This is a genomic window from Spirillospora sp. NPDC052242 (assembly GCF_040679555.1).
Classification (GTDB): domain Bacteria; phylum Actinomycetota; class Actinomycetes; order Streptosporangiales; family Streptosporangiaceae; genus Spirillospora.
On record NZ_JBFAUZ010000005.1, the window covers coordinates 119,890 to 145,860 of the forward strand.

Sequence of the window (25,971 nt, forward strand, 5' to 3'; positions counted from 1 at the left end):
GGGCAGCGCAGCACCGGAGGGCGGCCGTGTTCCCGATCAGACGGAGCGTTCCGCGGCCTCGACGACGTTCGCGAGGAGCATGGCGCGGGTCATGGGGCCCACGCCGCCGGGGTTGGGCGCCACCCAGCCGGCGACCTCGCGGACGTCGTCGGCGACGTCGCCGGCGAGCTTGCCGTCGACGCGGGAGACGCCGACGTCGAGGACGGCGGCGCCGGGCTTCACCATGTCGGCGGTGATCAGGCCGGGGACGCCGGCGGCGGCGACGACGATGTCGGCGGCGCGGGTGTGCGCGGCGAGGTCGCGGGTGCCGGTGTGGCAGAGGGTGACGGTCGCGTTCTCGGTGCGGCGGGTCAGCAGCAGGCCGAGGGAGCGCCCGACGGTGAGGCCGCGGCCGACGACGGTGACCTCGGCGCCCTTGAGCGGGACGTCGAAGCGGCGCAGCAGCTCGATGATGCCCTTCGGGGTGCAGGGCAGCGGGCCGTCCTGCATGAGGACGAGCCGGCCGAGGTTCGTCGGGTGCAGGCCGTCGGCGTCCTTGGCGGGGTCGATGCGTTCGAGGACGCGCTTGTCGTCGAGGCCCTTGGGCAGGGGGAGCTGGACGATGTAGCCGGTGCAGGCCGGGTCGGCGTTGAGTTCGGCGACGGCGCGCTCCACCTCGTCCTGGGTGGCGTCGGCGGGCAGGTCGCGGCGGATGCTCTCGATGCCGACCTCGGCGCAGTCGCGGTGCTTCATGTTGACGTAGGAGTGGCTGCCGGGGTCGTCCCCGACGAGGACGGTGCCGAGCCCCACCGACACGCCCTGCTCGCCGAGCGCCGCGACGCGTTCGGCGAGGTCCGCTCGGATCTCGGCCGCGGTCGCCTTGCCGTCCAGAATCTGTGCCGTCATGCGTGTGCCTCCGCGCTGATCTCGGCTGATCTCGGCCACCCAGGCGCGCGGTGTCCGGACTGTCGATCGCTCCCCGGTGGTGATCCACCTTGCCCGCGCCAGTCGCGAACACCCATGGTAACGGGCCAGTGGGGTGCGGAAATCGGCGCCGAGTGGCCCTGCCGGGCGGTGGTTCGCGGGGCATACCGTTCCCGGTATGGAGTGGTTCGACATACCCGTCTTGTCCGGACGTCACGTGCGGTTGGAGCCGTTGACGATGGAGCACGCGGACGGCCTGTTCGCCGCGGCGGCCGATCCGGAGACCTGGACGTGGCTGAACGAGCCGCGGCCGCGCGACGTCGAGGACATGCGGGCGTCCGTCCGGCGGGCCATGCGGGGCAAGGAGCAGGGGCTGCGGCTGCCGTGGGCGCAGCTCGACGTGCGGACGGGCGAGGTCGCGGGGACGACGTCGTACTACGAGGTGTCGCCGAAGGACCGGGGCCTGTGCATCGGCTACACGTGGCTCGGCGCGCGGTGGCGGCGGTCGGGGATGAACACGGAGTCGAAGCTGCTGCTGCTGGAGCGGGCGTTCGACGAGCTGAAGGCGGTGCGGGTCGGCTGGCACACGAACGTCCGGAACGAGCGGTCGCGGAACGCGATCGAGCGGCTGGGGGCGGCGTTCGAGGGCGTCCACCGGAAGCACCGGGTGATGCCGGACGGGTCGTTCCGGGACACGGCCGTGTACGGGATGACCGACGACGACTGGGCCGAGGCGGGCCCGGCGCTGCGCGCGCGCCTGCGCGATTAGGCGTTCTCGTCCTCGGAGCGGCGGGCGAGGACGCGGTCGGTGCCGTGCCAGCCGAGGCGGGCGGCGAGCATCGCGGCGAGCGCGGCGGCGACGAGCCCGATGACCTGCCGGGCGTCCAGCAGGAGGGCGTTCGCCTGGGAGACGGCGCTCAGCAGGAGCATCGTGAGGGTGTCCATGGTGCCTTCCGTGAGGGGCCGGGACGAGGTTACCCGCGGGGAAACGTAAAACGGCCCGGCGGCCGGGGGGCCGCCGGGCCGTCTTGTGCGCCCGTCAGTGGAAGAAGTGCCGGACGCCCGTGAAGTAGAGGGCGATCCCGGCCTTCTCGGCCGCCTCGATCACCTTGTCGTCGTTGACGGACCCGCCGGGCTGGACGATCGCGCGCACGCCCGCGTTCGTCAGCACCTCCAGGCCGTCCGGGAACGGGAAGAAAGCGTCGGACGCGCCGACCGCGGCGGCCGCGCGTTCCTCGCCCGCCCGCGACACCGCGAGCTTGGCGGAGTCGACCCGGTTGACCTGGCCCATCCCGACGCCGACGGTGGCGCCGTCGGCGGCCAGCAGGATCGCGTTCGACTTGACGGAGCGGACCGCGCGCCACGCGAACGCCAGGTCGCGCAGGGTGGCCTCGTCGGCGGCCTCGCCGGTCTTCAGCTCCCACCCGGACGGGTCGTCGCCGGGGGCGTCGACGGCGTCGACGCCCTGCAGGAGCAGGCCGCCGTCGATGCGGCGGTACTCGGTCGCGCCCTTCGGGGCGTCCGGGCAGACGAGGAGCCGGACGTTCTTGAACCGGTCCTTGAGCACCGTGACGGCCTCGTCGTCGAACCCGGGGGCCACGACGACCTCGGCGAAGCTCTCGGTGACCTGCCGGGCCATCTCGGCGGTCACCGGGCGGTTCGCCGCGATGACGCCGCCGTACGCCGACAGCGGGTCGCAGGCGTGCGCCTTGCGGTGCGCCTCGGCGATGTCGGCGCCGACCGCGATGCCGCACGGGTTGGCGTGCTTGATGATCGCGACGGCGGGCTCGGCGAAGTCGTACGCGGACCGGCGCGCGGCGTCGGTGTCGACGTAGTTGTTGTACGACATCTCCTTGCCGTACAGCTGCTCGGCGCCCGCGAGGCCGGTCTCGCCCGGCGCGCGGTACAGGGCGGCGCGCTGGTGCGGGTTCTCGCCGTACCGCAGGGTGTTCGACCGCTCCCACGTGGCGCCGAGGAAGTCGGGCCACTCGGTCTGCTCGGCGGTCTCGTCGGGCGCGTAGTCGCCGGCGAACCAGGACGCGACGGCCACGTCGTACGACGCGGTGTGCGCGAACGCCCGGGCGGCGAGGCGGCGCCGCTCGTCCAGGGTGAACCCGCCCGCCCGGACGGCGGCCAGGACGTCGGCGTACCCGGACGGGTCGACGACGACGGCGACGCTCGCGTGGTTCTTCGCGGCCGCCCGCACCATCGTCGGGCCGCCGATGTCGATCTGCTCGACGCACTCGTCGGGCTTCGCGCCCGAGTTCACCGTGTCGGCGAACGGGTACAGGTTCGCGATCACCAGGTCGAACGGCTCGACGCCCAGGTCGTCGAGCTGCTGCAGGTGGTCGTCCTTGCGCCGGTCGGCGAGCAGGCCCGCGTGCACCTTCGGGTGCAGCGTCTTGACCCGGCCGTCCAGGCATTCGGGGAAGCCCGTGAGCTTCTCCACCTTCATGACCGGCACGCCGGCGGAGGCGATGCGCCCCGCCGTGGAGCCGGTGGAGACGAGCTCCACCCCGGCCTCGTGCAGGCCCCGGGCGAGGTCCTCCAGCCCGGTCTTGTCGTACACGCTGATCAGCGCGCGCTTGATCGCCACCCGACTCACTCGGCCGAGCTCCCCTCGTTCATGGACGGACTGTCGGACGAATCCCTGCATGTGGTGCATTTCATGGAGACCCGCCTGCCCTTCGCGGTCCAGCCGTCGCGGGCGAGGCGTCCGACGACGTCGACGATCAGCCTGCGCTCGACCTGCTTGATCCGCTCGTGCAGGGAGTCTTCGTCGTCATGCCAGCCCACGGAGACGGCCTCCTGGGCGATGACGGGTCCGGTGTCCACGCCTTCGTCGACGAAGTGCACGGTACAGCCCGTCACCTTGACCCCGTACGCCAGGGCGTCCCGAACGGCGTGGGCGCCGGGGAAGGACGGCAGCAGCGCGGGGTGCGTGTTCACGGTGCGCCCGCCGAACGCCGCCAGGAACCGGGGCCCGAGGATCTTCATGAACCCGGCGGACACCACCAGATCGGGCTCGTACCCGGCGATCGCCTCGGTGAGCGAGGCGTCCCACTCCACCCGGGTCGGGAAGTCGGCGACGCGGTGGACGAAGGTCGGCAGCCCCGCCCGTTCCGCGCGTTCCACGCCGCCCGTCCCGGGGCGGTCCGCGCCCACGGCCACCACCTGCGCCCCGTAGGCTGGATCCGCGCACGCGTCGAGCAGCGCTTGTAGGTTGGTCCCCGCACCGGAGACGAGGACGACGAGCCGGGCGGACACCATGACTCCCTGGTTGGACGGTGGGGTTGTTTCGGCCACCACGAAGCCTATCGGCCCTGTTCGATGCCCCAGGTGCGCGGCGCCCAGGATCGACAGCCCCCAGGCCAGGAGGAACGAGTGAGCGAGCAGCCGGGACAGCCGGCCCCCGAGGACGACCGCCCGGACGGCCGCCCCGCGGGAGCGCCCCCGGCGGAAGCCCCCGCCCCGGCCCCGTCCGCGCCGTCCGCGCCGTCCGGCGGCGAGGAGACCCCGGGACGCGCCGACCTCCCCGAGCGGACCCACACCCCCGAACCGTCCGAGCAGGCGAAGCCGACAGGGCCGCCCGTCCGGGAAGACACCCCGGGCCGAGCCGACCTGCCCGAACGCAGCGGCACCCCCGAACCGCCTGAGCAGGCGAAGCCGACAGGGCCGCCCGTCCGGGAAGACACCCCGGGGCGAGCCGACCTGCCCGAGCGCAGCGCGACGCCCGAACCATCCGAGCAGGCCAAGCCCACCGGACCGCCCGTCCGCGAGGAAACCCCTGGACGGCCCGACCTGCCCGAGCGGGGCGGGACGGCGGAGCCGGCGAAGCAGCCGCCGCCCGTCGAGCAGCCGGGGGAAGCGGGGACGCCCGGGCGGCCCGACCTGCCGGAGCGGTCCGGCGGCGCGAGCCCCTGGGGCCACCAGCAGCAGCAGGGGCACCCCCAGAACCCCTGGGGGCAGCCGGGGCAGCCGCAGGGGAAGCCGGGGCCGCGGCCGGGCGAGCGGAGCAGCTGGCGGGCCCTGTGGCTCGGCGGGCTCGCCCTGCTGACCGCGTTCTTCTTCTACCCCCTCGGGCTCGTGCTCGGCGTCGCGGCGATCGTCGTGGGCGTCCGGTCCCGGCGGACGGCCCGGCGCGAGCACGGCTCGGCGCCGGGGGCCGCGGCGGGGATCGTCCTCGGGTCGATCGGGCTGGTGCTGGCGTCGCTGTCGGTCGCGCTCACGGCGTTCCTGTGGACGGAGCTGAGCGGCTACCAGTCGTGCGTGAGCACCGCCAACACCGGCATCGACCGGCAGACGTGCCAGGACGAGTGGTTCCCCCGGATCGAGGACAAGATGGGGCTGCCCGAGGGCAGCATGGACGAGTACGGCGACCTGCTCTGACTCACTCGGGCCGGGGCTCGTTGCGCAGCACGTAGATCGCGCCGCCCCGGTTCTCGGTCCGCTCGGAGACGGGTCCGGCCTCGGCCTCCGCGCGGGGCGCGGGGACGGGCTCGTCCGGTTCGTCGTCGGCGATGTGGCCCTCGACGACGACCGTGCCCGGTTCGGGCCCGGCGGGTTCGTCCGCGGGCGGCTCGGGCTCGGGTTCGGGCGCCCGGCGGCGGCGGCGCGGCGTGAGGACCGGTTCGGCCTCCTCGAACTCCAGCGGGCCGGGCGCGTACGGGGAGCGCGGCGCGGGCTCCGGCTCCGGCTCCGGCGGCGCGGCCGGGACGTCCGGCGGCGGGGCGGCCGCGGCCCGCGGGGCCTCGGCGGCCTCCGCGACGGGCACGGCGGGCACGGCCTTCGCCGCCTTCGCGGGGCGGGCCGTCCGGCGGGGGCGGCGGCGCGGGACGTCGGCGGTGTCGGCGCGGCGGGTCAGCCGCCAGTTCGCCCACCACGCGACGATCGCGGCGGAGATGCCGACCTCGAGCGTCGCCATCAGCCCCACCTGCCACGGCGAGGGGCCCACGGTCGCCATCCGCTCGCCGCCGAGGGGGCCGCCGGACAGCGCGGCCAGCAGCGCCGCCACGACGCCCGTGAGGGCGCCCGACACGAATCCCCACAGCGGGGCCGCCTCGTTCGCGTCGCTGGGCGTCGACCGGACGGTCAGCGCGCCGCCCACGGCGCCCGCGACGAACGGGGCGGCGAGGGCCAGCAGGGACGCCGCCGGGGCGGGTCCGGGCTCGGGCAGCGCGGCCAGCGGCGGGAACGCCGGGACGACGTCGAGGAACACGCCGGTCGGGGACACGGTCGTGCCCGCGCCCACCGAGAACCCGGGCCCGATCGCGTAGGACATGCCCCAGATGACGGCGTTCGGGAGGAACGCGAGCTCGACGAGCAGCAGCAGGGCGCCGCCGACGATGCCGGGGCCGAGCATGTCGTACAGGTGCTCGGCGTCCTCCAGGTGCAGGGCCAGCGACACCGCGACGAGCAGCGCGCCGGACGCGAGCAGCACCGCCGTCGAGCCCGCGACGCCGATCACGAGGGAGCGGGCCCGGTCGGGCAGCAGCCGCAGCAGCGCGCCGAGCCCCGAACGGACGCGGCGTCCCCGGGCCTCCGCCGCGACCTGCGCCGCGACCACGGCCCGCGCGGCGCCCAGCCCGCCCGCGACGACCGCGACCGTGAAGCACGCGACGAGCGCCTGCCAGGCGGACGGGCGCATCGTGGGGCCGGTCGCCGCGAGCGCGAGCGCCCCGGCCAGCGCCGCGTACGGCGCGGCGAGCGACACCGCGACCCGGGCGACCGCGACGCGGGGCCGGTCCGGCAGCCCGATCCCGCGGATCATCCACGCGCCGCCCCGGTACAGCAGCGCGCCGGGCACGATGAGGACGCCGAGCGGCAGCAGCCCCACGCGTCCGTGCCCGGTGGAGAACCCGGCGTGGTGCGAGATCAGCCAGAAGTTCACGGCCGTCCTGAACACGCCGGGGAGGCCGTCGCCGAACGCGGTGCGGGGCGCGGCGATCCAGCCGACGAGCGTGATCGTGGTGAGCACCGCGAGGCCGATGCCGATGCACCAGAGCGCGGCGACGAGCCCGGACACCGGCAGCGGCCGTCCCGTCCCGCCGCGCTGCCGCTCCGGCCCGCCGCGCGGCTTCTCCGGCCCGCCCCGGGGCTGCCGCCGTTCCGCTGCCGGGCGCGCGCCCCGGGGCGTCGCGCCGCGCTCTCGGGCCCTCGCATCGCTCACCCGCCCATGCTGGCACCCCCGCCGCGCCGTCCCCGCCCGCCCGCCCGGCGTGTCGCCTTTGTCGTCCGGACGCGTCGTCCGGACGCGAAAGACGCCCGGGCCGACGGGCGGCTCGGGCGTCTTTCGTGTTCCGATCGGGTGATCAGAGGTTCTTCATGACGTCCCGCATGAGGCGGGCGGTCTCGCTGGGGGTCTTGCCGACGCGGACGCCGACCTTCTCCAGCGCTTCCTTCTTCGCCTCGGCGGTGCCGGACGAGCCGGACACGATGGCGCCGGCGTGGCCCATCGTCTTGCCCTCGGGGGCGGTGAACCCGGCGACGTAGCCGACGACCGGCTTGGTCACGTTCTGCTCGATGTAGGCGGCCGCGCGCTCCTCGGCGTCGCCGCCGATCTCGCCGATCATGACGATGGCGTCGGTCTCCGGGTCGTCCTGGAACGCCTTGAGGGCGTCGATGTGGGTCGTCCCGATGATCGGGTCGCCGCCGATGCCGACGCAGGTGGAGAAGCCGATGTCGCGCAGCTCGTACATCATCTGGTACGTCAGCGTGCCCGACTTGGACACCAGGCCGATGCGGCCGGGCGTGGTGATGTCGGCGGGGATGATGCCCGCGTTCGACTTGCCGGGGGACGCGATGCCGGGGCAGTTCGGCCCGATGATGCGGGTCTTGTTGCCCTTGGACTCGGCGTACGACCAGAAGAAGGCCGTGTCGTGCACCGGGATGCCCTCGGTGATGACGACGCAGAGCGGGATCTCGGCATCGACGGCCTCGACGACGGCGTCCTTGGTGAACTTCGGCGGGACGAACACGACGGAGACGTCCGCGCCGGTCTCGGCCATCGCCTCGGCGACGGTGCCGAACACCGGGAGGCTGGTGCCGTCGAAGTCGACGGACTGGCCGGCCTTACGGGCGTTCACGCCGCCGACGACCTTGGCGCCGGAGGCGAGCATCCGGCGGCCGTGCTTGGTGCCCTCGGAGCCGGTGATGCCCTGAACGATGATCTTGCTGTTCTCGGTGAGCCAGATGGCCATGCTCATGCACCTGCCGCTGCGAGTTCCGCGGCGCGCTTGGCCGCGTCGTCCATGGTGTCGACCTGCTGCACGCCGTTCAGCGCCGCGTCCGTGAGGATCTTGCGGCCGAGCTCGGCGTTGTTGCCGTCCAGGCGGACGACCAGCGGGCGGTTGACGGTCTCGCCGCGGTCGGCCAGCAGCTTGTAGGCCGTGACGATGCCGTTGGCGACGGCGTCGCAGGCGGTGATGCCGCCGAAGACGTTGACGAACACCGACTTGACGTCGGGGTCGGACAGCACGATCTCCAGGCTGTCGGCCATGACCTCGGCGGACGCGCCGCCGCCGATGTCGAGGAAGTTGGCGGGCTTCTGGCCGCCGAACTCCTCGCCGGCGTAGGACACGACGTCGAGGGTGGACATGACGAGGCCGGCGCCGTTGCCGATGATGCCGACGCTGCCGTCCAGCTTGACGTAGTTGAGGTCCTTGGCCTTGGCGGCGGCCTCGAGCGGGTCCGCGGCGGCCTTGTCCTCGAGCTTCTCGTGCTCCTGGCGGAACGACGCGTTGTCGTCGAGGGTGACCTTGCCGTCGAGCGCCTTCACCTGGCCGTCGGCGGTGAGGATCATCGGGTTCACCTCGACGAGGCTGGCGTCCTCGTCGGTGAACACGGCCCACAGGCGCTCGATGAGCTCGGCGGCGCCGTCCAGGGCCTCCTGCGGGAGGCGGCCCTGCTCGGCGATCGAGCGGGCCGTGGCGCGGTCGACGCCGTCCTGCGGCGAGATCGGCACCATGGCGAGCCGGTCGTGCGGGACCTCCTCGATCTCCACGCCGCCCTCGACGGAGCAGATGGAGAGGAAGGTCCGGTTGGCGCGGTCGAGCAGGAACGAGAAGTAGTACTCCTGCGCGATCGCGCTGCCTTCCTCGATCAGGACCTTGTGGACCGTGTGGCCCTTGATGTCCATGCCGAGGATCCGCGTCGCGAGCTCCTGGGCCTCGTCGGCGGTGTCGGCGAGCTTGACGCCGCCGGCCTTGCCGCGGCCCCCGGTCTTCACCTGGGCCTTGACGACGACCTTCGAGCTTCCCGCGGCGAACAGCTCCGCCGCGATGGCCCGGGCTTCCTGGGGAGTATGGGCGACCTTGCCGGTGGGCACCGGTACCCCGTACTCGGCGAAGAGGTCCTTCGCCTGATGTTCGAACAGGTCCACGAGGCTTCCCTTTTACGGATTGACAGCCAAATGACCACACGAGTGGGGGTTACACGGGTGTCCGTGCGGCCGGCACTCTGCGGTCCGCTCCGTCGATGCAGCCTAGTCAACCCGCCTCCGTGGTGATGCCGCCGGGGCCATATGTCGGGGTTCGGGGGGCGTTCGGGTGGTAGGTCGGGTGTGCTTCCCGGGGAGGAGGGGACGTCTGTCCCTGAGGAGGATGAACCGATTGACGTAGTTTGATGTACTTCTTTCGCCGCCCCGGGGAACTCTGCCCGTCCGGGCGCGGCCGACCGGGGGGAGACAGACGGCGATGTCGGACGAGCCGAGCGCGTTCGCGAGGACCGCGACGGCCCCCGGACGGCCCGGCTCCCGCGAGCGGCGCGCGGCGCGGGGCCCGCACCGCGCGGGCGTCCGCCGGCTGCGCAGGCTCACGATCGGCGTGACCGCCGCCGCGCTCGTCGCGACCAGCGGCGCCGCCGCCGTGCCGCCCGCCGTCCCCGTGTGGTCCAGCCCCGGCCTCGTCGGCGGCGGGGGCGCGCCCTACACCGGCGTCCCGCTGCCCCCGCACGAGTCCCTCGGCGCCTCCTACCTGCCGGACAGCTCGGTCGTCCGGCTCCGGGACGGCCGGATGCGGCTGGTCCCGCCGGGCGGCGGCACCGCGATCACCGTCCCGGCGGACGATCCGCGCGTGCAGGCCGCCGTGCGCGCCGACCGGGCGTGGCTGGCGTCCGGGACCGTCCCCACCGGCGGGCTCGGCGAACGGTACGAGGCGATGTCGGCGCGCGCGCTGCTGGACCTGCGGCTGCTCACCCGGCCCAACGGCGCGTCCCAGGCGTCCTGGTACGGGATCTGGCGGTACAGCTGGCCGCGCGACTCCGCGTTCGCCGCCGCCGCGTTCGCCGTGTCCGGGCACCCCGCCGAGGCCCGCTCCGTCCTGGAGTTCATGGCCCGCGTCCAGGACCCCGACGGCACCTGGGCGGCCCGCTACCACGTGGACGGGAGCCCGGTCGAGGACGGCCGCGACCGGCAGCTCGACGCGCTCGGCTGGATGCTGTGGGCGACGTGGTTCGCGCGGGCCGCGGCACCGGGCGAGGAGGCCAGCGGGGACGTCGGCGCGGGCTCCGCCGCGGACCTGCCCGGCGAGCTGTGGACGATGGTGCGGCGCGCCGCCGACCACCTCGCGCTGTCGCTGGACGCCGAGGGCCTGCCGCCCGCGTCGTCCGACTACTGGGAGCGCGACCCCCGCACCGAGGAGGACCCGCGGCGGCCCACCCTCGGCGTCGTCGGGCCCGTCCTGGCGGGGCTGCGGTCCGCCGCCGCGCTCGCCGAGCGGGGCAGCGACGAGGCGGTGCGGTGGGGCCGGGCCGCCGACCGGCTGTCGGGCGCGCTCGTCCACCAGTTCGCGCCCTACGGGTATCCGCGCTCGCCGGTGAAGGGCGGCCGGATGGACACGTCCGTGACGTTCGTCGCACCGCCGTTCGCGCCCCGCGACGCCGGGGTGACCGCCGCGATCGCGCACGCGTTCGCCGAGCAGGCGCTCCCGAACGGGGGCGTCCTGCCGGGCGAGGAGTGGCCGGGCAACAAGGAGATCGCCTGGACGCCCGAGGTCGCCCTGTTCGGCCTCGCCGCCGCCGCGTCCGGCCGCACCGAGACCGCCCTGGACCGCCTCGACTGGCTGCAGCGGCACCGCACGTCCCTGGGCGTCCTGCCGGAGAAGGTCGGGCCGGACGGGCACCAGGCGGGCGTCGCGCCCCTCGGGTGGACGGCGTCCATGGTCGTGCTGTCGCTGGCGGCGCTGGAGGACCCGCTGCCGATCCCGCCGACGGGGCCCTGAGCCCGGGCGTCAGCCGAACTGCTCCCACGCGAGCTTCGCGACCAGCGCCGCCACCACGCACAGCAGGACGACCCGGACGAACCCGGCGCCCCGGTTGATCGCCGTCCGGGCGCCGAGCTGGGCCCCGACGGCGTTGCAGGCGGCCATCGCCAGCCCGATCGCCCACAGCACGTGCCCCTGGGCGGCGAACACCGCGAGCGCGCCGAGGTTCGTCCCCGCGTTGATGATCTTCGAGGTGGCCGAGGCGTTCACGAAGTCCATGCCGAGCAGGCCGGTGAACGCGATGACCAGGAACGTCCCGGTGCCGGGGCCGACGAGCCCGTCGTAGAACGCGATGAGCACGCCCGGGATCAGGACGGCCGCCGCCACCCGCCGCCGCGTGCGCAGGACGAGCCGCGGCGCCCGTCCGAGGTCGGGCTTCAGCACCACGATCGCCGCGACGGCCAGCAGCACGATCATGATGACCGGCTTGAGGACGTCCGAGGAGATCGCCGCCGCGCACAGCGCCCCGCCCGCCGCGCACGCGACCGCGAGCACCGCCGCCGGTACCGCGACCCGGGTGTCCGGTTTCGCCTTCCGCAGGTACGCGACGGCGGCGGACGTCGTCCCCGCGATCGACCCGAGCTTGTTCGTCGCGAGCGCCGCCGCCACGGGCTGGCCGGGCAGGGCGACGAGCAGCGCCGGGAGCTGGATCAGCCCGCCCCCGCCGACCACCGCGTCGACCCAGCCGGCCGCCAGCGCCGCCGTCAACAGCAACACGACCTGCTCAGCGTCCACCGCGGCCCCCGGGGGTAAGGAGTCAAAGCAAAAGAAACACCTGACCTTACCCGGCGGCCGGACCGGCGGACCGTTCCAGGGTCAGCCGGCGGACGCGGCCGTCCAGTCGTCGTCGAGCAGCGACCAGACCTGCACGTCGCGGTGCTCGCCGTCGTGGAAGAACGCCTTGCGGTGAACGCCGTCGAGGGTCATGCCGAGCCGCTTGGCGACCGCGATGCTGGCGTCGTTCGCGGGGTCGCACAGCCACTCGACCCGGGCCATCCCGCGGTCGCGGACCGCCCAGTCGATCATCGCCCGGCAGGCGGTGGTGATCAGGCCGCGGCCCTGCGCCGCCCGGTCCAGCCACACCCCGAGCTCGCAGACGCCGCGGCCCGCGTCGAACACGCGGAACAGCGTGCCGCCCATCAGGACGCCGTCCACCCAGATGCCGTAGAAGCGGCCCTCGTCCGCGGCCTGCCGGTCGGCGTACCGCTGGAGGAACGCGCGGGCGCTCGCCTCGTCCACGACGGCCCGCCCGAACGGCACGTACCGGACGATGTCATCGCGGACCCGGTCGACGTGCGCGGCGAACTCCGCGGCCTGCCAGGGCTCCAGGGGACGCAGCTCGGCGCCGTCGGCGAGCCGGTGAGCGAACATAGGGGGACCTCCTCGTACCGTTCCGTCCCCCGCACCGTAACGGGCGTTCCGGACGAACCCGATTCGAGGTCGGCGCCCCGGCGGCCGTCAGAGCTTCTCGACCGGCGCGTACCGCAGGACGAGCCGCTTCACCCCGTAGTCGCCGCCGAAGTCGACGCTCGCCGCCGCCTTGTCGCCCGCGCCGTCCACCGACACGACCGTGCCGAGCCCGAACGAGTCGTGCGTGACCTTGTCGCCCGGCGACAGCGACGGCACCGCGCGCGCCCCCGGCGACCGGACGCCCGGACGCGCCGCCATCCGCGTCGCCGCGGACCCCGACGCCGACGACGCCTCCCGCTCCCACTCGATGAGCGGCGTCGGCACCTCGCCCAGGAACCGCGACGGCGGATTCACCTGCGGCGCGCCCCACGAGCTGCGCATCGTCGCCCGCGACAGGTACAGGCGCTGCCGCGCGCGCGTGATGCCGACGTAGGCGAGGCGCCGCTCCTCCTCCAGCTCCTTCGGGTTGCTCATGGCGCGCAGGTGCGGGAACACCCCGTCCTCCATGCCGGTGAGGAAGACGACGGGGAACTCCAGCCCCTTCGCCGTGTGCAGCGTCATCAGCGTGACGACGCCCTGGTCGGTCTCGTCGGGCCGCTCCCCCGGCGGGACGGGCGCGCCCTTCGCGCCGCCCGGGATCGAGTCGGCGTCCGCGACCAGCGCGACCTGCTCGAGGAACTCGGGCAGCCGCCCCTCCGGCGACTCCCCGTCGAGCCGCTCCTCGAACTCGCGGGCGACGGCCTCCAGCTCCTGCAGGTTCTCGACGCGCGTCTCGTCCTGCGGGTCCTTCGACGCCTGCAGCTCCACGAGGTAGCCGCTCCGGTCGAGGACGGCCCCGATCAGCTCGGCCGGCGACACCGACGCGGCCGCCGCGCGCAGCTCGTCCAGCAGGAGGACGAACTCGCGGACGGCGTTGATCGAGCGCGTCGCCATGCCCGGGACGTCCTCGGGGGTGCGCAGCGCCTGCCAGAACGAGATCCGCTCGCGGGACGCGTACGCCTCCACGCACGCCTCCGCCCGGTCGCCGATGCCGCGCTTCGGAACGTTCAGGATGCGGCGCAGCGAGACGGTGTCCTCGGGGTTGGCGAGGACGCGCAGGTAGGCGAGCGCGTCGCGGATCTCCTTGCGCTCGTAGAAGCGGACGCCGCCGACGACCTTGTACGGCAGGCCGGTGCGGATGAACACTTCCTCGAACACGCGGGACTGCGCGTTCGTCCGGTAGAACACGGCGACGTCGCCGGGCTTCGCGTCGCCCGCGTCCGTCAGCTTGTCGACCTCGTGCGCGACGAACGCGGCCTCGTCGTGCTCGTTGTCGGCCACGTACCCGGTGATCTTCGCGCCCTCGCCCTGGTCGGACCAGAGCCGCTTCGGCTTGCGGTCGGCGTTGCGCTCGATGACGGCGTTCGCGGCCGACAGGATCGTCTGCGTGGAGCGGTAGTTCTGCTCCAGCAGGATCGTCGTCGCGTCCGGGTAGTCGCGCTCGAACTCCAGGATGTTGCGGATCGTCGCCCCGCGGAACGCGTAGATCGACTGGTCCGCGTCGCCCACCACGCACAGCTCGGCCGGGCCCACGCCCTCGACGGGCTTGGTCAGCTCCCGGACGAGCTCGTACTGCGCGTGGTTCGTGTCCTGGTACTCGTCGACCAGCACGTGCCGGAACCGGCGCCGGTAGTGCTCGGCGGCCTCCGGGAACACCTGCAGCAGGTTGACCGTCATCATGATCAGGTCGTCGAAGTCCATCGCGCCGGCCTGCTGGAGCCGCGCCTGGTACATCTCGTACGCCTCGGCGAGCTTTTGCTCCATGTGGCCGGACGCGCGCGCCTTGCAGGTCTCGTAGTCGATCAGCTCGTTCTTCAGGTTCGACACCTGCGCGCTGAACGACTTCGGCGGGTACCGCTTCGGGTCGAGGTCGAGCTCCCGGCAGACGAGCGCCATGAGGCGCTGCGCGTCCGCTTGGTCGTAGATCGAGAAGCTCGTCGGGAAGCCGAGCCGCTTGGCCTCGCGCCGCAGGATCCGCACGCACGCGGAGTGGAACGTCATCACCCACATGGCGCGCGAGCGCGGGCCGACGAGCGCGTCGACGCGCTCCTTCATCTCGGCCGCGGCCTTGTTCGTGAACGTGATCGCGAGGATCTGGCCGGGGTGGACGTCCCGCTCGCCGAGCAGGTGGGCGATGCGGTGGGTCAGCACGCGCGTCTTCCCCGACCCGGCGCCCGCGACGATCAGCAGGGGTCCGCCGGCGTGGACGACGGCGGCGCGCTGCTGCTCGTTCAGGCCGTCGAGCAAGGGGTGGGGTTCGGTCTTCGACATCATGTGCGAGTCTACGGCGCCGCGGACCCGGGTTCGGCGCGTTCGCCGGGACCCGGGCCCGGGCCCGCCGGGCGGCGTCAGGAGCGCTTGCGGTGGTCCCAGGCGGCCTCGGCGGCGGCGTGGACGGCGGCGAGGTCGGCGCCCGCGGCGGCCATCGACGCCGCCGCGATCGCGCCCTCGACGAGCGGCGCGTCCGCGAGCAGCACCGTGCCCTCCCGGGCGTCCTCGACGACCATCTCGGCGGTGAGGACGGAGCTGCCGATGTCGGCGAGCAGCAGCACCCCGTCGTCGCCGGACGCCCGCTCGACGGCGCGCTCGACGGCGCGCTCGACGGCGACGATGCTCGTGCCGAGGCCGCCGTCGGGGTCGCCGCCGGCGGCCTCCACGACGGCCTTCCCGACGCCCATCGCCCGCGCGACCTCGGCGACGCCCTCGGCGAGCGTCCGGCTGTGCGCGACGATCACGATCCCGACCATCAGCCCTCCAGGGTCTCGACGAGCGCCCGCAGGACGAGCGCGGTGGACGCGGCACCCGGGTCGAGGTGCCCGACGCTGCGTTCTCCCAGGTAGCTGGCCCGCCCCTTGCGGGCCTGCATGGGCACGGTGGCGTCCGCCCCCGTCGCGGCGGCGTCGGCGGCGGCGCGCGCGCAGCCGGGCAGCGGCGCGCCGCCCGCGAGGGCCTCCTCGTAGGCCGCGACGGCCGGGGCGAGCGCGTCCACCATCGTCTTGTCGCCCTCGGCGGCCTGCCCCAGCTCGCGGACGCCGTCGAGCGCGGCGTGCAGCGCGCCGCCGAAGTCGGCGGCGTCCGGGTCGTCGAGGTCGTCCAGGTGGCGGCCGGCGCGGCGGAGCATGGTCCCGTAGAGCGGCCCGGACGCGCCGCCGGTCTTCGACACGAGCGCCCGCCCGGCCGCGATCAGGACCTTGCCGGCCGGGGCCTGCTCGGGCAGCGCCGCGACGGCGGCGGCGAACCCCCGGTCGAGGTTGTGGCCGTGGTCGCCGTCGCCGATGGCGGCGTCGAGCCGGGTGAGCCGTTCGGCGTCGGCGGCGACGAGTTCGGCGGCGCGGCGGATCCAGCGTTCCGCGGCGGGCCCGGTCAGCCCGATCATCGGCCCCACCGCAGCGCGGGCGTCTCGACGGGCGCGTCCCACAGCCGGGTCAGGTCGGGCGTCAGCCGGCACACGCTGATCATGACACCGGCCATCTCCAGGCTGGTGACGTAGTCGCCGACGAGGCACCGGACGGCCGTCGCGCCGTGCCCGGCGAGCCAGTCGGCGACCGCCCCGTACGCGACGTACTGCTCGATCAGCGGGGTGCCGCCCATCCCGTTGACCAGCACGAGCAGGTCCTCGCCCGCCAGCGGGACGTCCGCGTCGATCGCCGACAGGGCCGCGTCCACGATCTCGGCGGCGGTGCCCGCCTCGACCCGTTCCCGCCCGGGTTCGCCGTGGATGCCGATGCCGAGCTCCATCTCGCCGTCCGCCAGCTCGAACGTCGGCTCCCCCGCCGCCGGGACGGTGCACGGCGACAGCGCGACGCCGAACGAGCGGCTGCGCTCGTTCACCTCCCGGGCGACGGCCGCGACCGCCGCGAGGTCGGCGCCCTCCTCGGCGAGCGCCCCGGCGATCTTCTCGACGAACAGGGTGGCGCCGGTGCCGCGCCGTCCCGCGGTGAACGTGCTGTCCTCGACGGCGACGTCGTCGTCCACCACCACCTGGACGACCTCGATGTCCTCGTCCTCGGCGAGTTCGGCGGCCATCCGGAAGTTCATCACGTCGCCGGTGTAGTTCTTCACGACGTGCAGGACCCCGGCGCCGCCGTCGACCGCCATGGTCGCGGCGATGATCTGGTCGGGCACCGGCGAGGTGAAGACCTCCCCCGGCGCCGCGGCGTCGAGCATCCCCGGCCCGACGAACCCGGCGTGCAGCGGTTCGTGCCCCGATCCCCCGCCCGACACGAGGGCGACCTTGCCGGTGCGGGGCGCGTCCGCCCGCACGACCGTCCCGCCCGACGGGTCGACCCGCAGCGACGGGTGCGCGGCGGCGAGCCCGCGGAGCGCGTCGGACACCACGGCTCCGGGGGCGTTGATGAGTTTGCGCATGCTCACAGCCATACCCGCGTCCGGCGTCCCGTCCCAGACCCAATCGTGATCGCCTGCGGCACGTGTCGATGTCCCCGGCGGCGCTTATGGTTGACGGCGTGACGGGCGTACTCGAAGACAGCGGGCTGCAGCGGATCCTCGCGGTGATGGCGCATCCGGACGACGTCGACTTCGGCGCCGCCGGGTCGGTCGCGGGCTGGACGGACGCGGGCATCGAGGTCGTGTACCTGATGGTGACCGACGGCGACGCGGGCGGGTTCGACGACGGGCTGACGCGGCCGGAGATGGCGGCGCTGCGGCGCGACGAGCAGCGCGCGGCGGCGAAGGTCGTGGGCGTGACGGACGTCCGGTTCCTCGGCTACCCGGACGGGCGCGTCGAGGCGACGCTCGACCTGCGCCGCGACATCGCGCGGGTGATCCGGCAGGTGCGGCCGGACCGGGTGGTGATGCCGAGCCCCGAGCGGAACTACGAGCGGATCTACCCGAGCCACCCGGACCACCGGGCGGTCGGCGCCGCCGCGCTCGACGCCGTCTACCCGGACGCGCGCAACCCCTACGCGTTCCCGGAGCTGCTGACCGAGGGCCTGGAGGCGTGGACGGCGCGGGAGGTGTGGCTGACCGGCGGCCCGTACGCGAACCACTACGTCGACATCACCGACCGGTTCGAGCGGAAGGTGACCGCGCTGCGCTCCCACGCGAGCCAGACCGCGCACATGCCGGAGGGGGAGCTCCGCGAGATGCTGCACGGCTGGCTGTCGGCGTCGGCCGCCGCGGGCGGCCTCCCGGAGGGCCGCCTCGCCGAGCCGTTCCAGGTGGTGAACACCGCCTGACCGACGGGCGACCTGGCGGCTGCTCGGCGAACTCGCCGGGCGCTAGACGAGGCGGCGGGCGGCGGCCCAGCGGGAGAGTTCGTGCCGGTTGGACAGCTGCAGCTTCCGCAGGACGCTGCTGACGTGCGTCTCGACCGTCTTGACCGAGATGAACAGCTCCTTGGCGATCTCCTTGTAGGCGTAGCCGCGGGCGATCAGCCGGAGGACGTCCCGTTCCCGCTGGGTGATCTGGTCGAGTTCGGGGTCGACGGCGGGGGCGTCGGTGGCGGCGAACGCGTCGAGGACGAAGCCGGCGAGGCGGGGGGAGAACACCGCGTCCCCCTCGGCGACGCGGCCGATCGCGTCGGTCAGCTCGGGGCCGGAGATCGTCTTGGTGACGTAGCCGCGGGCGCCGCCGCGCACGACGCCGATGACGTCCTCGGCGGCGTCCGACACCGAGAGGGCGAGGAACCGGGACGGGACGCCGCCGTGCAGGCGGCGCAGCACCTCGATGCCGCCGCCGCCCGGCAGGTGCACGTCGAGGAGCACCACGTCGGGCGCCGTGTCGCGGATCACCGCGACGGCCTCGTCGACGTCGCCGGCCTCGCCGACGATCTCGACGCCGTCGCCGAGTTCGGCCTTGACGCCGGTCCGGAACATCTGGTGGTCGTCGACCAGCACGACCCTCCTGCGCGGTTCGCTCACTGCTTCTCGATCTCCAAACGCACTTCGGTGCCCTCGCCCGGCGCGGTGCGGACGGTCGCCCGGCCGCCGTTGCGCTCCATACGTCCGATGATGGACCCCCGGACGCCCATCCGGTCGTCCGGGATCGCGTCGAGGTCGAAGCCGCGGCCCCGGTCCCGCACGAAGATCGCGATGGCCTTCCCCTCGACCTCGGCGAACACCGAGATGGAGGGGGCCTCGGCGTACTTCGCGGCGTTCACCATCGCCTCCCGCGCCGCCTGGACGGCCGCGGCGAGGCGCTCGTCCAGGGCGGTGTCGCCGACGCAGACGACCTCGATCGGGACGCCGTGCAGGTCCTCGACCTCACCGGACGTCTCCTTGATCGCGGCGGCGAACGTCCGGTCGGGGTCGTCGCGCCGCTCGTACAGCCAGGTCCGCAGGGTGCGCTCCTGCGAGCGGGCGAGGCGCTGCACCTCGCGGGGGTCGTGGGCGTTGCGCTGGATGAGGGTGAGGGTGTGCAGGACGGAGTCGTGGACGTGCGCCGCGAGTTCGGCGCGCTCCTGGGAGCGGATGCGCTCGTGCCGTTCGGCGTCGAGGTCCTGCCAGAGCCGGACGATCCACGGGGTGACGATCAGCGCGAGCCCGGTCAGGATGATCATCATCGCGACGAGGACCGAGCGGATCTGGTTCGCCTCGACGTTCTGCGCGACGGCCCCGCCGATCCCGCCGACGACGAGCAGGAGGCCGAGCAGGGAGCGCAGCCACCGCTGCCGCAGCGGCAGCACCCAGCGTTCCCGCTGCGCGCGGTCGGCCTGCTGCCACAGCAGCGCGACGCCCGCGCCGCCGAGCACGAACGGCCACAGCGCCCACTGGAAGGGGCTCGCGACGCCCCAGGGCAGGGCGAAGAGCGCGAGCAGGCCGAGCGCGACCGCGCCGTAGGCAAGGAGCTGCCCCCAGTCGCGCGGTGTGCGCGCGGGGACGGGGACGGGCTCGTTCTGCGCGCGCGCCTGCGTCTGGGCTTCGGGCACGAGGAGCCAGAAGGCGAAGTAGGCGATGATCCCGGGCGTCAGGATGACGAACGCGATCCGCACGAACAGGACGTCCACGCCGAGGTGGTCGGCGAGCCCGCGCGCCACCCCGGCCAGCAGCCGCCCGTCCGCGGCGCGCACCAGCGGCGGCGGGTCCGCCGGGCCGGTGGTCGCCGTGGTCCCGTTCATCGCCTGCCCCGTTTCCGCACATCGACGATCGTCACACGGGCGGGCGCCGCCGCGCATCGGGGACGTACCCCGGTCCGGTCTCAGGGTCGGATTCAGGGACGTCCCCGATACCGCGCGGGGAGCGCCGCACGCCACGATGGGCGGCATGGTCGACGAACCGAACGACACCGGCGGCGGGAGCGTCGCCGCCGACGCCCCCGCGGCCACCGCCGCGCACGGCGACTACCCGCGGCTGGCGCGGGACGAGCGCAGCCGCGTGCTCGCGGGCGTCTGCGGCGGCCTCGGCCGGTGCACGGGCATCGACCCGGTGGTGTACCGGGTCGCGTTCGGCCTGTTCACGTTCGTGCAGGGCCAGGGCGTCCTGCTCTACATCGCGGCGGCGCTGCTGATGCCGTCCGTCCCGCACGCGACGGCGCCCGCCGAGCGGGTGCTGCGCCGCTGGTTCGACGCGGCCGGCGTGCTGACGATCCTGGGCGGGCTGCTGGCCGTTTCGGCCCTGCTGGTCGTGACGTCCGGCCTCGACATGGACGCGACGACGGCGGTGGTGTTCGCGGCGCTCGCGGCGGCGACGGCCCACGCGCGCGGCGTCCGGTACAAGGAGGCGGTGCGGCGGGTGCCGGAGCGGCTCGCCGGGCACCGGCTGCCGCCGGCGGCGCCGGACGGCCCGGTGGCGCCGGGCGAGGACGTGCCGGACGGCTTCGGCGGCCTGCCGCCGGGCGCGATCGACCTCGCCGCGTTCAGCCCGCACCCGGCGCGGCCCGCCGCACCGGCCGCCCCAGCACCGCCCGCCCCGCCGGCACCGCCCGCGCCGGTCGCGGCCGTCCAGCGGCACCGGTCGCCGCTCACCCCGATCACGCTGCTGTGCGCGGCCGCCGCCGGGGCCGCGACGATCCCCGCCGCGCGGGAGTACCCGGCACCCGACTCGTGGATGATCGTGATGGCGACGGCGCTGGGCGTGGTCGGCCTCGGGCTCGTGCTCGGCGGCTGGTTCCGGACGCGCGGGCTCGCGACCGCCGGGACCGTGCTGTCGCTCGCGCTCGTCACCTCGTCCGTCGCGGCGGAGGCTCCGGATTCGATGAAGTACCGCGAGGTGACGTGGCGGCCGACGGCCGACCCGGGCACCGGCCAGGAGTACCGCGTCACCGTCGGCCAGGGGACGCTCGACCTCACCGCGCTGCCGCTGCGCGCCGGGCGGCGGGTCACGATCGACGCGCAGGTCGTGGTCGGGGGCCTCGCGGTCACCGTGCCGAAGGACGCCCGGGTCGTCCTGGACGCCCGGATCCTGCTCGGCGACCTGCGCATCGACGGCCGGACGACCAGCGGCCCGAACGCCCGCGCCGAGCGGGTCTTCGAGCCGGCGTCCGCCGCCGGGAACCCGCCGACCATCGTGCTGCGGCTGCGCGGGAAGATCGGCGACGTGGACGTGGACGTGGCCCGTGACTGACCGACCCGCCGACCGCGCCCCGGCGCGGCGCCGCTTCGACCCGGCCGGGCCGGTCACCGGGCTGTTCTTCGTCGCGCTGGCCGGACTGTTCCTCGCCGAGGGGCTCACCGCGGAACGGCTGCTGAACCCGGTCGTCGCCGTCCCGCTCGTCCTGATCGGGCTGGGCCTGGTGGGCGCCGTGCGGGTCGCGACGCGGGGGCGCCGCCGCGATCGTGACCGGGACTTGCCCGGCCGGTGACGTAGCTCACCCGCCCGCCGGGAAGATCCCCGGACGCACCGGCGTTGATCGGCCCGTGAGGTTCTCCGAGAAGAGCGTCCTGCTCGTGGCCCGGCTGCACATCGACCTGTGCCGCCTGGCCGCCGTGCTGTGTCGCCGCTGACCCGTTTCCGGCAGCCCTCTTCTCACCCCCGAACCCGCCCGGCCGACGCGTGCCGCCCGGCGTCCAGGAGAACCTCTCGTGACCTTCCGTGTGTGGAAATGGCAGTTCTGGCAGCAGATCGTGCTGTCGCTCGTGCTCGGCGCCGTCGCCGGCGCCCTGATCAACAACTTCGGCGGCGGCGCGGCCACCGCCGAGGACTGGCTCGAACCGTTCGGCGACGTCTACGTCAGCCTGCTGAAGGTCGTCGTCGTCCCGCTGGTGTTCGCCGCGATCGTGGTGAGCGTCGGACGGCTGCGCGGCGTCGGCAGCGTCGCCCGGCTGACCGGCAAGACGCTCGGCTGGTTCGTCGTCACGTCCGCGATCGCCACCGCGATCGGCCTCGTCGTCGCGCTGCTGATCAAGCCGGGCGAGGGCCTCGGCGACCTCGCGGGCGAGACCACCGAGACCGACCCGGTCACGTGGACGCAGATCCTGCAGAACCTGTTCCCGTCCAACATCGTGCAGGCGATGGCGGACGGCAACGTGCTGGGCGTCGTGACGTTCGCCGTCCTGTTCGGCGCCGCGCTGGTCGCGATCGGCGAGCGCGGCGAGCGGCTGACGAGCCTCATCGACGACCTGTACGCGGTCATGCAGAAGGCCGTGTGGTGGGTGGTGCGGCTGACCCCGATCGGGTCGTTCTTCCTGATCGCCGCGGTCGTCGCGACCTACGGCCCGACGTCCCTCGCGCCGCTCGCGAAGTTCACCGGCGCGATCTACCTCGGCCTCGGGCTGATGCTGCTCGTCGGGTACCCGGTGCTGCTGCGGGCGTTCGGGCGCGTCAACCCGCTGCGCTTCTACCGCAACTCGTGGCCCGCGATCCAGTTCGGTTTCGTGTCGTCGTCGTCCCTCGCGACGCTGCCGATCGCGCAGCGGGTGTCGGTCGAGCGCAACGGCGTCCAGCCCGAGTACGCGAGCTTCGCGCAGCCGCTCGGCGCGACGATCAAGTTCGACGGCTGCGGCGCGATCTACCCGGCGATCGCCGCGGTGTTCGTCGCCCAGTACACCGGCGTGCAGCTCGGCATCGGCGAGTACGCGCTGATCGCGCTGGCCGCCGTGATCGGGCAGATCGGCACCGGCGGCACCCCCGGCCCGGCGCTGGTCGCGCTCACCCTGACGCTGACCACCGTGGGCCTGCCGCTGGAGGCCGTCGGCTACCTCATCGCGATCGACAAGGTCATCGACATGGGCCGCACCGCGACGAACGTCACCGGCCAGCTCGCCGTCCCGGTCCTGGTCGCCCGGTCCGAGGGGATCCTGGACGACGAAGTGTTCAACGGGCGCAGCCGTCCGCTGGACGCGCCCCCCTCGGACGCCGTGACCGGCGAGGACGCCGCCGGCGAGCCCGAGCGGGACCGCGCCGCGGCGCCCCAGCCGGCCTGACCTCGGCTCCGCGTCCCCGGAGCGGCACGAGCCCGCTCCGGGGACGCCGAGTAACCTGACCCCGACGGCAAGTGACCGGAGGGGCCGATGACCGAGCGGACCGGCGGACCGGACGGCGGCACGGACGTACTGCCCGGGTCCCGCTCGGCCCTCGACCCGGCCCGCGCCATCAAGCCCGGCCGGCACGGCCTCTCCCCCGAGACCGTCGCCGGCATCCAGCGCGGACGCCTCATCGACGCGCTCGTCGAGGTGGTGTCGGCGCGCGGCTACCCGCAGACGACGATCAGCGGCGTCGCGGGCGCCGCCGGCGTCACGAAGAAGACGTTCTACGAGCATTTCGACGGCCTCGACGCGTGCTTCCTCGCCGCCTACCGGCGCGGCATGGACATCCTGCACCGCCGCATGGCCGACGCCTACGAGGCCGCGCCGTCCTGGCCGGACGGCGTCCACGCGGCCCTCCGCACGATGCTCGCGCTGCTGGCCCGCGAGCCGCGCTTCGCCCGCGCGGCCCTCATCGAGGCGAACGCCGCGGGCCCGGACGTCCGCCTCGCCCGCCTCGACGACCTCGCCCGCTTCCGCGCGTTCTTCGCGGCGCCGGGCCTCCCCCCGGTCCCGGACGCCGTCGCGGACGCGGTCGTCGGCGGCGTCGTCAGCGCCGTCCGGATCAGGATCGAGACCGGCGACGACGACCTCCAGGCCCTCCTCCCGTCCCTCACCTACTTCGCCGTCCTCCCCCTCCTGGGCCCCGAAGCCGCCACCCCTTACCTCTCCCCCACCCGCCCCTGACTCCGAGCCCCCGAACGCCCACGAAGACCGACGAACCACGCGCGGTGACGCGCCGGACGGTCCTCGCCCGTCCACGCGGGACGAACGACCACACGAGCGACGAGGACGAACCTCCGAGGTCACGCCCCGAACCACGAACCGACGAGCGCCTCGCCCATCGCACCCCACGAAGACCGACGAACGTCTCGGTGTCACGCGCCGGACGGTCCTCGCCCGTCCACGCGGGACGAACGACCGCGAGGGAGCGAGGACCGTCCGGCGCGAGGAGCGGGACGACCGCAGCGTGCGTACGACCCCCGATCAGTCAACGCGCGCCTGCACAGCACGCGAGGATCGCCCCGCGACCACCGGGGGTTCCAGGGGGTCGCCCCCCTGGGAAATCACGCGTGGAGGCTGACGGCGTAGGCGGGGCCGGGGTTGGTGAGGGCGCGGGGGGCGGCGTGGACGCGGACGCGGTTGGCGCGCAGGGGGCGTTCGGTGACGCCGTCCGGGGTGATCAGCACCTCGGTGAGCTCGCCCGCGATGAGGGTGCTGACGCGGGCGTCGACGGTGGCGCCGTGGCCGGGCGGCCAGGTGGTGAGCCAGACGGGGACGTCGCCGTCGGTGCCGAGGGGGACGCGCACGGGGCCCGCGTCGTCGAAGCCGATCAGCCGCCACCAGTCGGCGGGACGGGCGGCGAGCGCGTGGACGCGGGCGGCGAGCCGGCCGACGGTCGGGGGGCTGACGGTGGCGGCGCGGCCGTGCGGGTCGTCCTGGCCGCGCATGGTGAGATCGGGAACCATGTCCGAAACGGTCCTTCGTGTGGTGAGCCGGTTCCGGGGCAAGCACCCCGGGGATGAACGGAGATCAGCGGCGACACGAAGGACACAGCGCGCTGGCCACGCGGCGGAGCGCCACGGGGCCGTTGAGAGAGATGCGCGCTGGCATGTGCTCCAGCGAACACGCAGTGACCGCCCGCTGTCAAGTCGATCACACCCCGCTGAACGCGGGACGTTCCCCCAGGTCAGTACAGACTTCCCGGATGGGCGCAGTCATGTGCTTTCCCGCGAAAACCCTGATGGACGGGGCGAACCCCCGTTACCGTCTGTCGTACGCCGCCCACGCGGCGCGGGGGCCGGACCGTAAGGGCAGCACGCAGCAGGAGGAACATGACCCCCGAGAACGAGAGAACGGACGCCGCCGAAGCGGCGCATATGGACAAGGTCGACGTCCATTGGGGCGTCCACAACCCCACCGAACCGGACGAGGAGCAGGTCCTCGAACGGCTGTACGGGTCCCCGGACGGCGACGGCGTCTTCCGCCTCGTGGTGGCCAGCACGCCGCTGGTGGGCGCCGCCGCGTCCGCGGGCGTGCAGGCGATGCTCGGCGAGGCGCGCAGGTCGCTCGGGATGTCGGGACGGCCGAACGCGATCACGCGCGAGTACGCGTCCCGGCACGGTGACGCGTTCCTGCGGGCCCCCTGGTGCGACATGGCGGTCACCTACTGGGCGCGGCACAGCGGGACGGCCGAGGCGGTGCTCCCCGCCGGGGACCGCGCGTACACGCCCTGGCACGCCGCCGACTTCCAGAAGATCGGCCGCTGGCACGAGGGGACGACCGCGCGGATCAACGCCGCGAAACCGGGCGACATCGTGTTCTTCGACTGGGGAGAGTCGAACACGATCGGCGCGATCGACCACGTCGGCGTCGTCGAGCGGGTGCTCGGCGGCGGCCGGGTCCAGACGATCGAGGGCAACACCGGCGACGCGTGCAAGCGGCGCGTGCGCGGCGCGGGAGTGATCGCCGGATACGGGCGGCCCGCCTACAACGAGGAGGACGACATGCCGGACTACGTCAGCGTCGGAATGAACGCCGCGCAGGAACTTCCCCCGAACCGGTGGGTCACGGTCGAGTGGGGGCAGGAGTACGCGGACTCGGGGCACCACCACTGGGACAAGGGCGGCGCCTCCCTGGTCATCGGCGCGGCCCGCTACTCGCTGACGGCGAGCATCCAGATCAAGGGCCTGCCGAAGGGCACCGAGATCCAGGCGCGCGCGGTCGAGGTCGAGGAGGCGGGCGACCGGACGCGGGAAGGCGGGCCGATCCTCGAGCACACGGCCAGCGACGGCGACACGTTCCTGCTCTACTCCCTGCCGGCGGACACGGTGGGAGACGGGTACCGGGTGCGGTTCGAGGTGATCCAGTACGGGACGACGCCAGGCCAGATCAGCGCGGGCAGCGCGAAGGCGTTCGTCTGGAAGACCTGACGCGCCG

The 25,971-nt window shown here is 74.2% G+C and carries 25 protein-coding genes and 1 riboswitch; of the genes, 9 read left to right on the plus strand and 16 right to left on the minus strand.

Annotated elements, in window-relative coordinates; translation table 11 throughout:
* Window positions 1-36 precede the first annotated feature (36 nt).
* The gene (locus tag AB0L25_RS05965) at window positions 37-885 is read right to left on the minus strand and encodes a bifunctional methylenetetrahydrofolate dehydrogenase/methenyltetrahydrofolate cyclohydrolase (RefSeq protein ID WP_500169093.1); all 849 of its coding nucleotides are present in this window, start codon (window positions 883-885) and stop codon (window positions 37-39) included.
* Between the two features lie 30 nt (window positions 886-915).
* Window positions 916-1,001, minus strand: a riboswitch (ZMP/ZTP riboswitch).
* Window positions 1,002-1,081: 80 nt separating this feature from the next.
* On the opposite strand from AB0L25_RS05965, the gene AB0L25_RS05970 reads away from it, so the two are divergent.
* Window positions 1,082-1,672 (plus strand): GNAT family N-acetyltransferase, encoded by a 591-nt coding sequence (locus tag AB0L25_RS05970; protein ID WP_500169095.1) that lies wholly within the window; start codon window positions 1,082-1,084, stop codon window positions 1,670-1,672.
* Here AB0L25_RS05970 and AB0L25_RS05975 read toward each other — a convergent pair.
* The 3 genes from AB0L25_RS05975 to purN form a co-directional block, all read right to left on the minus strand.
* Window positions 1,669-1,848 carry a hypothetical protein gene (locus tag AB0L25_RS05975; RefSeq protein WP_500169096.1) on the minus strand — a complete coding sequence of 60 codons (180 nt, stop codon included), beginning with the start codon at window positions 1,846-1,848 and terminating at the stop codon, window positions 1,669-1,671. The genes AB0L25_RS05970 and AB0L25_RS05975 overlap by 4 nt on opposite strands.
* Before the next feature lie 94 nt (window positions 1,849-1,942).
* Window positions 1,943-3,508 (minus strand): bifunctional phosphoribosylaminoimidazolecarboxamide formyltransferase/IMP cyclohydrolase, encoded by a 1,566-nt coding sequence (purH, locus tag AB0L25_RS05980; RefSeq protein WP_500169097.1) that lies wholly within the window; start codon window positions 3,506-3,508, stop codon window positions 1,943-1,945.
* Window positions 3,505-4,173 (minus strand): phosphoribosylglycinamide formyltransferase, encoded by a 669-nt coding sequence (gene purN / locus AB0L25_RS05985; protein WP_500169247.1) that lies wholly within the window; start codon window positions 4,171-4,173, stop codon window positions 3,505-3,507. Before purN ends, purH begins: the two co-directional genes overlap by 4 nt.
* 114 nt (window positions 4,174-4,287) lie before the next feature.
* Between purN and AB0L25_RS05990 the strand changes: the two genes are divergently transcribed.
* Window positions 4,288-5,292: a DUF4190 domain-containing protein gene (locus AB0L25_RS05990; RefSeq protein ID WP_500169098.1), complete on the plus strand. Its 1,005-nt coding sequence runs from the start codon at window positions 4,288-4,290 to the stop codon at window positions 5,290-5,292.
* A gap of 1 nt (window position 5,293) precedes the next feature.
* Here the strand turns inward: AB0L25_RS05990 and AB0L25_RS05995 are convergent, their stop codons facing one another.
* From AB0L25_RS05995 to sucC, 3 genes are all read right to left on the minus strand, one after another.
* Window positions 5,294-7,072 carry a cell division protein PerM gene (locus tag AB0L25_RS05995; protein ID WP_500169099.1) on the minus strand — a complete coding sequence of 593 codons (1,779 nt, stop codon included), beginning with the start codon at window positions 7,070-7,072 and terminating at the stop codon, window positions 5,294-5,296.
* 142 nt (window positions 7,073-7,214) lie between these two features.
* Window positions 7,215-8,102: a succinate--CoA ligase subunit alpha gene (gene sucD, locus AB0L25_RS06000; RefSeq protein WP_500169100.1), complete on the minus strand. Its 888-nt coding sequence runs from the start codon at window positions 8,100-8,102 to the stop codon at window positions 7,215-7,217.
* Window positions 8,103-8,104: 2 nt separating this feature from the next.
* The gene (sucC, locus tag AB0L25_RS06005; RefSeq protein ID WP_500169102.1) at window positions 8,105-9,283 is read right to left on the minus strand and encodes an ADP-forming succinate--CoA ligase subunit beta; all 1,179 of its coding nucleotides are present in this window, start codon (window positions 9,281-9,283) and stop codon (window positions 8,105-8,107) included.
* Between the two features lie 313 nt (window positions 9,284-9,596).
* Between sucC and AB0L25_RS06010 the strand changes: the two genes are divergently transcribed.
* Window positions 9,597-11,120, plus strand: a complete 1,524-nt coding sequence (locus AB0L25_RS06010) for a glycoside hydrolase family 15 protein (protein ID WP_500169103.1) — start codon at window positions 9,597-9,599, stop codon at window positions 11,118-11,120.
* Window positions 11,121-11,129: 9 nt separating this feature from the next.
* On the opposite strand, the gene AB0L25_RS06015 is transcribed toward AB0L25_RS06010, so the two are convergent.
* From AB0L25_RS06015 to dhaK, 6 genes are all read right to left on the minus strand, one after another.
* Window positions 11,130-11,897, minus strand: coding sequence for a TSUP family transporter (locus AB0L25_RS06015; RefSeq protein WP_500169104.1), 768 nt, complete (start codon window positions 11,895-11,897; stop codon window positions 11,130-11,132).
* A gap of 81 nt (window positions 11,898-11,978) precedes the next feature.
* Entirely contained in the window at window positions 11,979-12,533 is a 555-nt protein-coding gene (locus AB0L25_RS06020; RefSeq protein WP_500169105.1) for a GNAT family N-acetyltransferase, read from the minus strand.
* A gap of 87 nt (window positions 12,534-12,620) precedes the next feature.
* Complete coding sequence (gene pcrA / locus AB0L25_RS06025; protein WP_500169106.1) at window positions 12,621-14,882, minus strand: DNA helicase PcrA; 2,262 nt, start codon at window positions 14,880-14,882, stop codon at window positions 12,621-12,623.
* Window positions 14,883-14,959: 77 nt separating this feature from the next.
* The gene (gene dhaM / locus AB0L25_RS06030; RefSeq protein ID WP_500169108.1) at window positions 14,960-15,358 is read right to left on the minus strand and encodes a dihydroxyacetone kinase phosphoryl donor subunit DhaM; all 399 of its coding nucleotides are present in this window, start codon (window positions 15,356-15,358) and stop codon (window positions 14,960-14,962) included.
* Window positions 15,358-15,987 (minus strand): dihydroxyacetone kinase subunit DhaL, encoded by a 630-nt coding sequence (gene dhaL, locus AB0L25_RS06035; RefSeq protein ID WP_500169110.1) that lies wholly within the window; start codon window positions 15,985-15,987, stop codon window positions 15,358-15,360. The genes dhaM and dhaL overlap by 1 nt, the downstream gene beginning before the upstream one ends.
* On the minus strand, window positions 15,984-16,979 hold the full coding sequence (gene dhaK, locus AB0L25_RS06040; RefSeq protein ID WP_500169112.1) for a dihydroxyacetone kinase subunit DhaK: 996 nt from the start codon (window positions 16,977-16,979) through the stop codon (window positions 15,984-15,986). The genes dhaL and dhaK overlap by 4 nt, the downstream gene beginning before the upstream one ends.
* Window positions 16,980-17,065: 86 nt before the next feature.
* On the opposite strand from dhaK, the gene AB0L25_RS06045 reads away from it, so the two are divergent.
* On the plus strand, window positions 17,066-17,809 hold the full coding sequence (locus AB0L25_RS06045) for a PIG-L deacetylase family protein (protein ID WP_500169114.1): 744 nt from the start codon (window positions 17,066-17,068) through the stop codon (window positions 17,807-17,809).
* A 42-nt stretch (window positions 17,810-17,851) separates the two neighbouring features.
* On the opposite strand, the gene AB0L25_RS06050 is transcribed toward AB0L25_RS06045, so the two are convergent.
* Complete coding sequence (locus AB0L25_RS06050) at window positions 17,852-18,493, minus strand: LuxR C-terminal-related transcriptional regulator (protein ID WP_500169115.1); 642 nt, start codon at window positions 18,491-18,493, stop codon at window positions 17,852-17,854.
* Window positions 18,490-19,689, minus strand: coding sequence for an ATP-binding protein (locus AB0L25_RS06055; RefSeq protein WP_500169117.1), 1,200 nt, complete (start codon window positions 19,687-19,689; stop codon window positions 18,490-18,492). The genes AB0L25_RS06050 and AB0L25_RS06055 overlap by 4 nt, the downstream gene beginning before the upstream one ends.
* A gap of 145 nt (window positions 19,690-19,834) precedes the next feature.
* Here AB0L25_RS06055 and AB0L25_RS06060 point away from each other — a divergent pair, with 145 nt between their 5' ends.
* From AB0L25_RS06060 to AB0L25_RS06075, 4 genes are all read left to right on the plus strand, one after another.
* Entirely contained in the window at window positions 19,835-21,133 is a 1,299-nt protein-coding gene (locus tag AB0L25_RS06060) for a PspC domain-containing protein (RefSeq protein WP_500169119.1), read from the plus strand.
* Entirely contained in the window at window positions 21,126-21,371 is a 246-nt protein-coding gene (locus AB0L25_RS06065; RefSeq protein ID WP_500169121.1) for a hypothetical protein, read from the plus strand. Before AB0L25_RS06060 ends, AB0L25_RS06065 begins: the two co-directional genes overlap by 8 nt.
* 220 nt (window positions 21,372-21,591) lie before the next feature.
* Complete coding sequence (locus AB0L25_RS06070) at window positions 21,592-22,932, plus strand: dicarboxylate/amino acid:cation symporter (protein WP_500169123.1); 1,341 nt, start codon at window positions 21,592-21,594, stop codon at window positions 22,930-22,932.
* Window positions 22,933-23,019: 87 nt separating this feature from the next.
* Window positions 23,020-23,718: a TetR/AcrR family transcriptional regulator gene (locus AB0L25_RS06075; RefSeq protein WP_500169125.1), complete on the plus strand. Its 699-nt coding sequence runs from the start codon at window positions 23,020-23,022 to the stop codon at window positions 23,716-23,718.
* Between the two features lie 380 nt (window positions 23,719-24,098).
* Here the strand turns inward: AB0L25_RS06075 and AB0L25_RS06080 are convergent, their stop codons facing one another.
* Complete coding sequence (locus AB0L25_RS06080; protein ID WP_500169127.1) at window positions 24,099-24,500, minus strand: cupin domain-containing protein; 402 nt, start codon at window positions 24,498-24,500, stop codon at window positions 24,099-24,101.
* 366 nt (window positions 24,501-24,866) lie between these two features.
* Between AB0L25_RS06080 and AB0L25_RS06085 the strand changes: the two genes are divergently transcribed.
* A complete protein-coding gene (locus AB0L25_RS06085; RefSeq protein WP_500169129.1) occupies window positions 24,867-25,964 on the plus strand; it encodes a CHAP domain-containing protein in 1,098 nt (365 codons plus the stop codon).
* Window positions 25,965-25,971 lie beyond the last annotated feature (7 nt).

What these genes read in the sequence shown, in the direction of transcription:
- AB0L25_RS06020 (WP_500169105.1), bottom strand. Translation starts at nt 12,533, where the DNA reads ATGTTCGCTCACCGGCTCGCCGACGGCGCCGAGCTGCGTCCCCTGGAG.
- AB0L25_RS06045 (WP_500169114.1), top strand. Translation starts at nt 17,066, where the DNA reads ATGGTTGACGGCGTGACGGGCGTACTCGAAGACAGCGGGCTGCAGCGG.
- purN (WP_500169247.1), bottom strand. Translation starts at nt 4,173, where the DNA reads ATGGTGTCCGCCCGGCTCGTCGTCCTCGTCTCCGGTGCGGGGACCAAC.
- pcrA (WP_500169106.1), bottom strand. Translation starts at nt 14,882, where the DNA reads ATGTCGAAGACCGAACCCCACCCCTTGCTCGACGGCCTGAACGAGCAG.
- AB0L25_RS05975 (WP_500169096.1), bottom strand. Translation starts at nt 1,848, where the DNA reads ATGGACACCCTCACGATGCTCCTGCTGAGCGCCGTCTCCCAGGCGAAC.
- AB0L25_RS06075 (WP_500169125.1), top strand. Translation starts at nt 23,020, where the DNA reads ATGACCGAGCGGACCGGCGGACCGGACGGCGGCACGGACGTACTGCCC.
- dhaK (WP_500169112.1), bottom strand. Translation starts at nt 16,979, where the DNA reads ATGCGCAAACTCATCAACGCCCCCGGAGCCGTGGTGTCCGACGCGCTC.
- AB0L25_RS06060 (WP_500169119.1), top strand. Translation starts at nt 19,835, where the DNA reads ATGGTCGACGAACCGAACGACACCGGCGGCGGGAGCGTCGCCGCCGAC.
- AB0L25_RS06010 (WP_500169103.1), top strand. Translation starts at nt 9,597, where the DNA reads ATGTCGGACGAGCCGAGCGCGTTCGCGAGGACCGCGACGGCCCCCGGA.
- dhaL (WP_500169110.1), bottom strand. Translation starts at nt 15,987, where the DNA reads ATGATCGGGCTGACCGGGCCCGCCGCGGAACGCTGGATCCGCCGCGCC.
- AB0L25_RS06080 (WP_500169127.1), bottom strand. Translation starts at nt 24,500, where the DNA reads ATGGTTCCCGATCTCACCATGCGCGGCCAGGACGACCCGCACGGCCGC.
- dhaM (WP_500169108.1), bottom strand. Translation starts at nt 15,358, where the DNA reads ATGGTCGGGATCGTGATCGTCGCGCACAGCCGGACGCTCGCCGAGGGC.
- AB0L25_RS06055 (WP_500169117.1), bottom strand. Translation starts at nt 19,689, where the DNA reads ATGAACGGGACCACGGCGACCACCGGCCCGGCGGACCCGCCGCCGCTG.
- AB0L25_RS05970 (WP_500169095.1), top strand. Translation starts at nt 1,082, where the DNA reads ATGGAGTGGTTCGACATACCCGTCTTGTCCGGACGTCACGTGCGGTTG.
- AB0L25_RS05965 (WP_500169093.1), bottom strand. Translation starts at nt 885, where the DNA reads ATGACGGCACAGATTCTGGACGGCAAGGCGACCGCGGCCGAGATCCGA.
- AB0L25_RS06085 (WP_500169129.1), top strand. Translation starts at nt 24,867, where the DNA reads ATGACCCCCGAGAACGAGAGAACGGACGCCGCCGAAGCGGCGCATATG.
- sucD (WP_500169100.1), bottom strand. Translation starts at nt 8,102, where the DNA reads ATGGCCATCTGGCTCACCGAGAACAGCAAGATCATCGTTCAGGGCATC.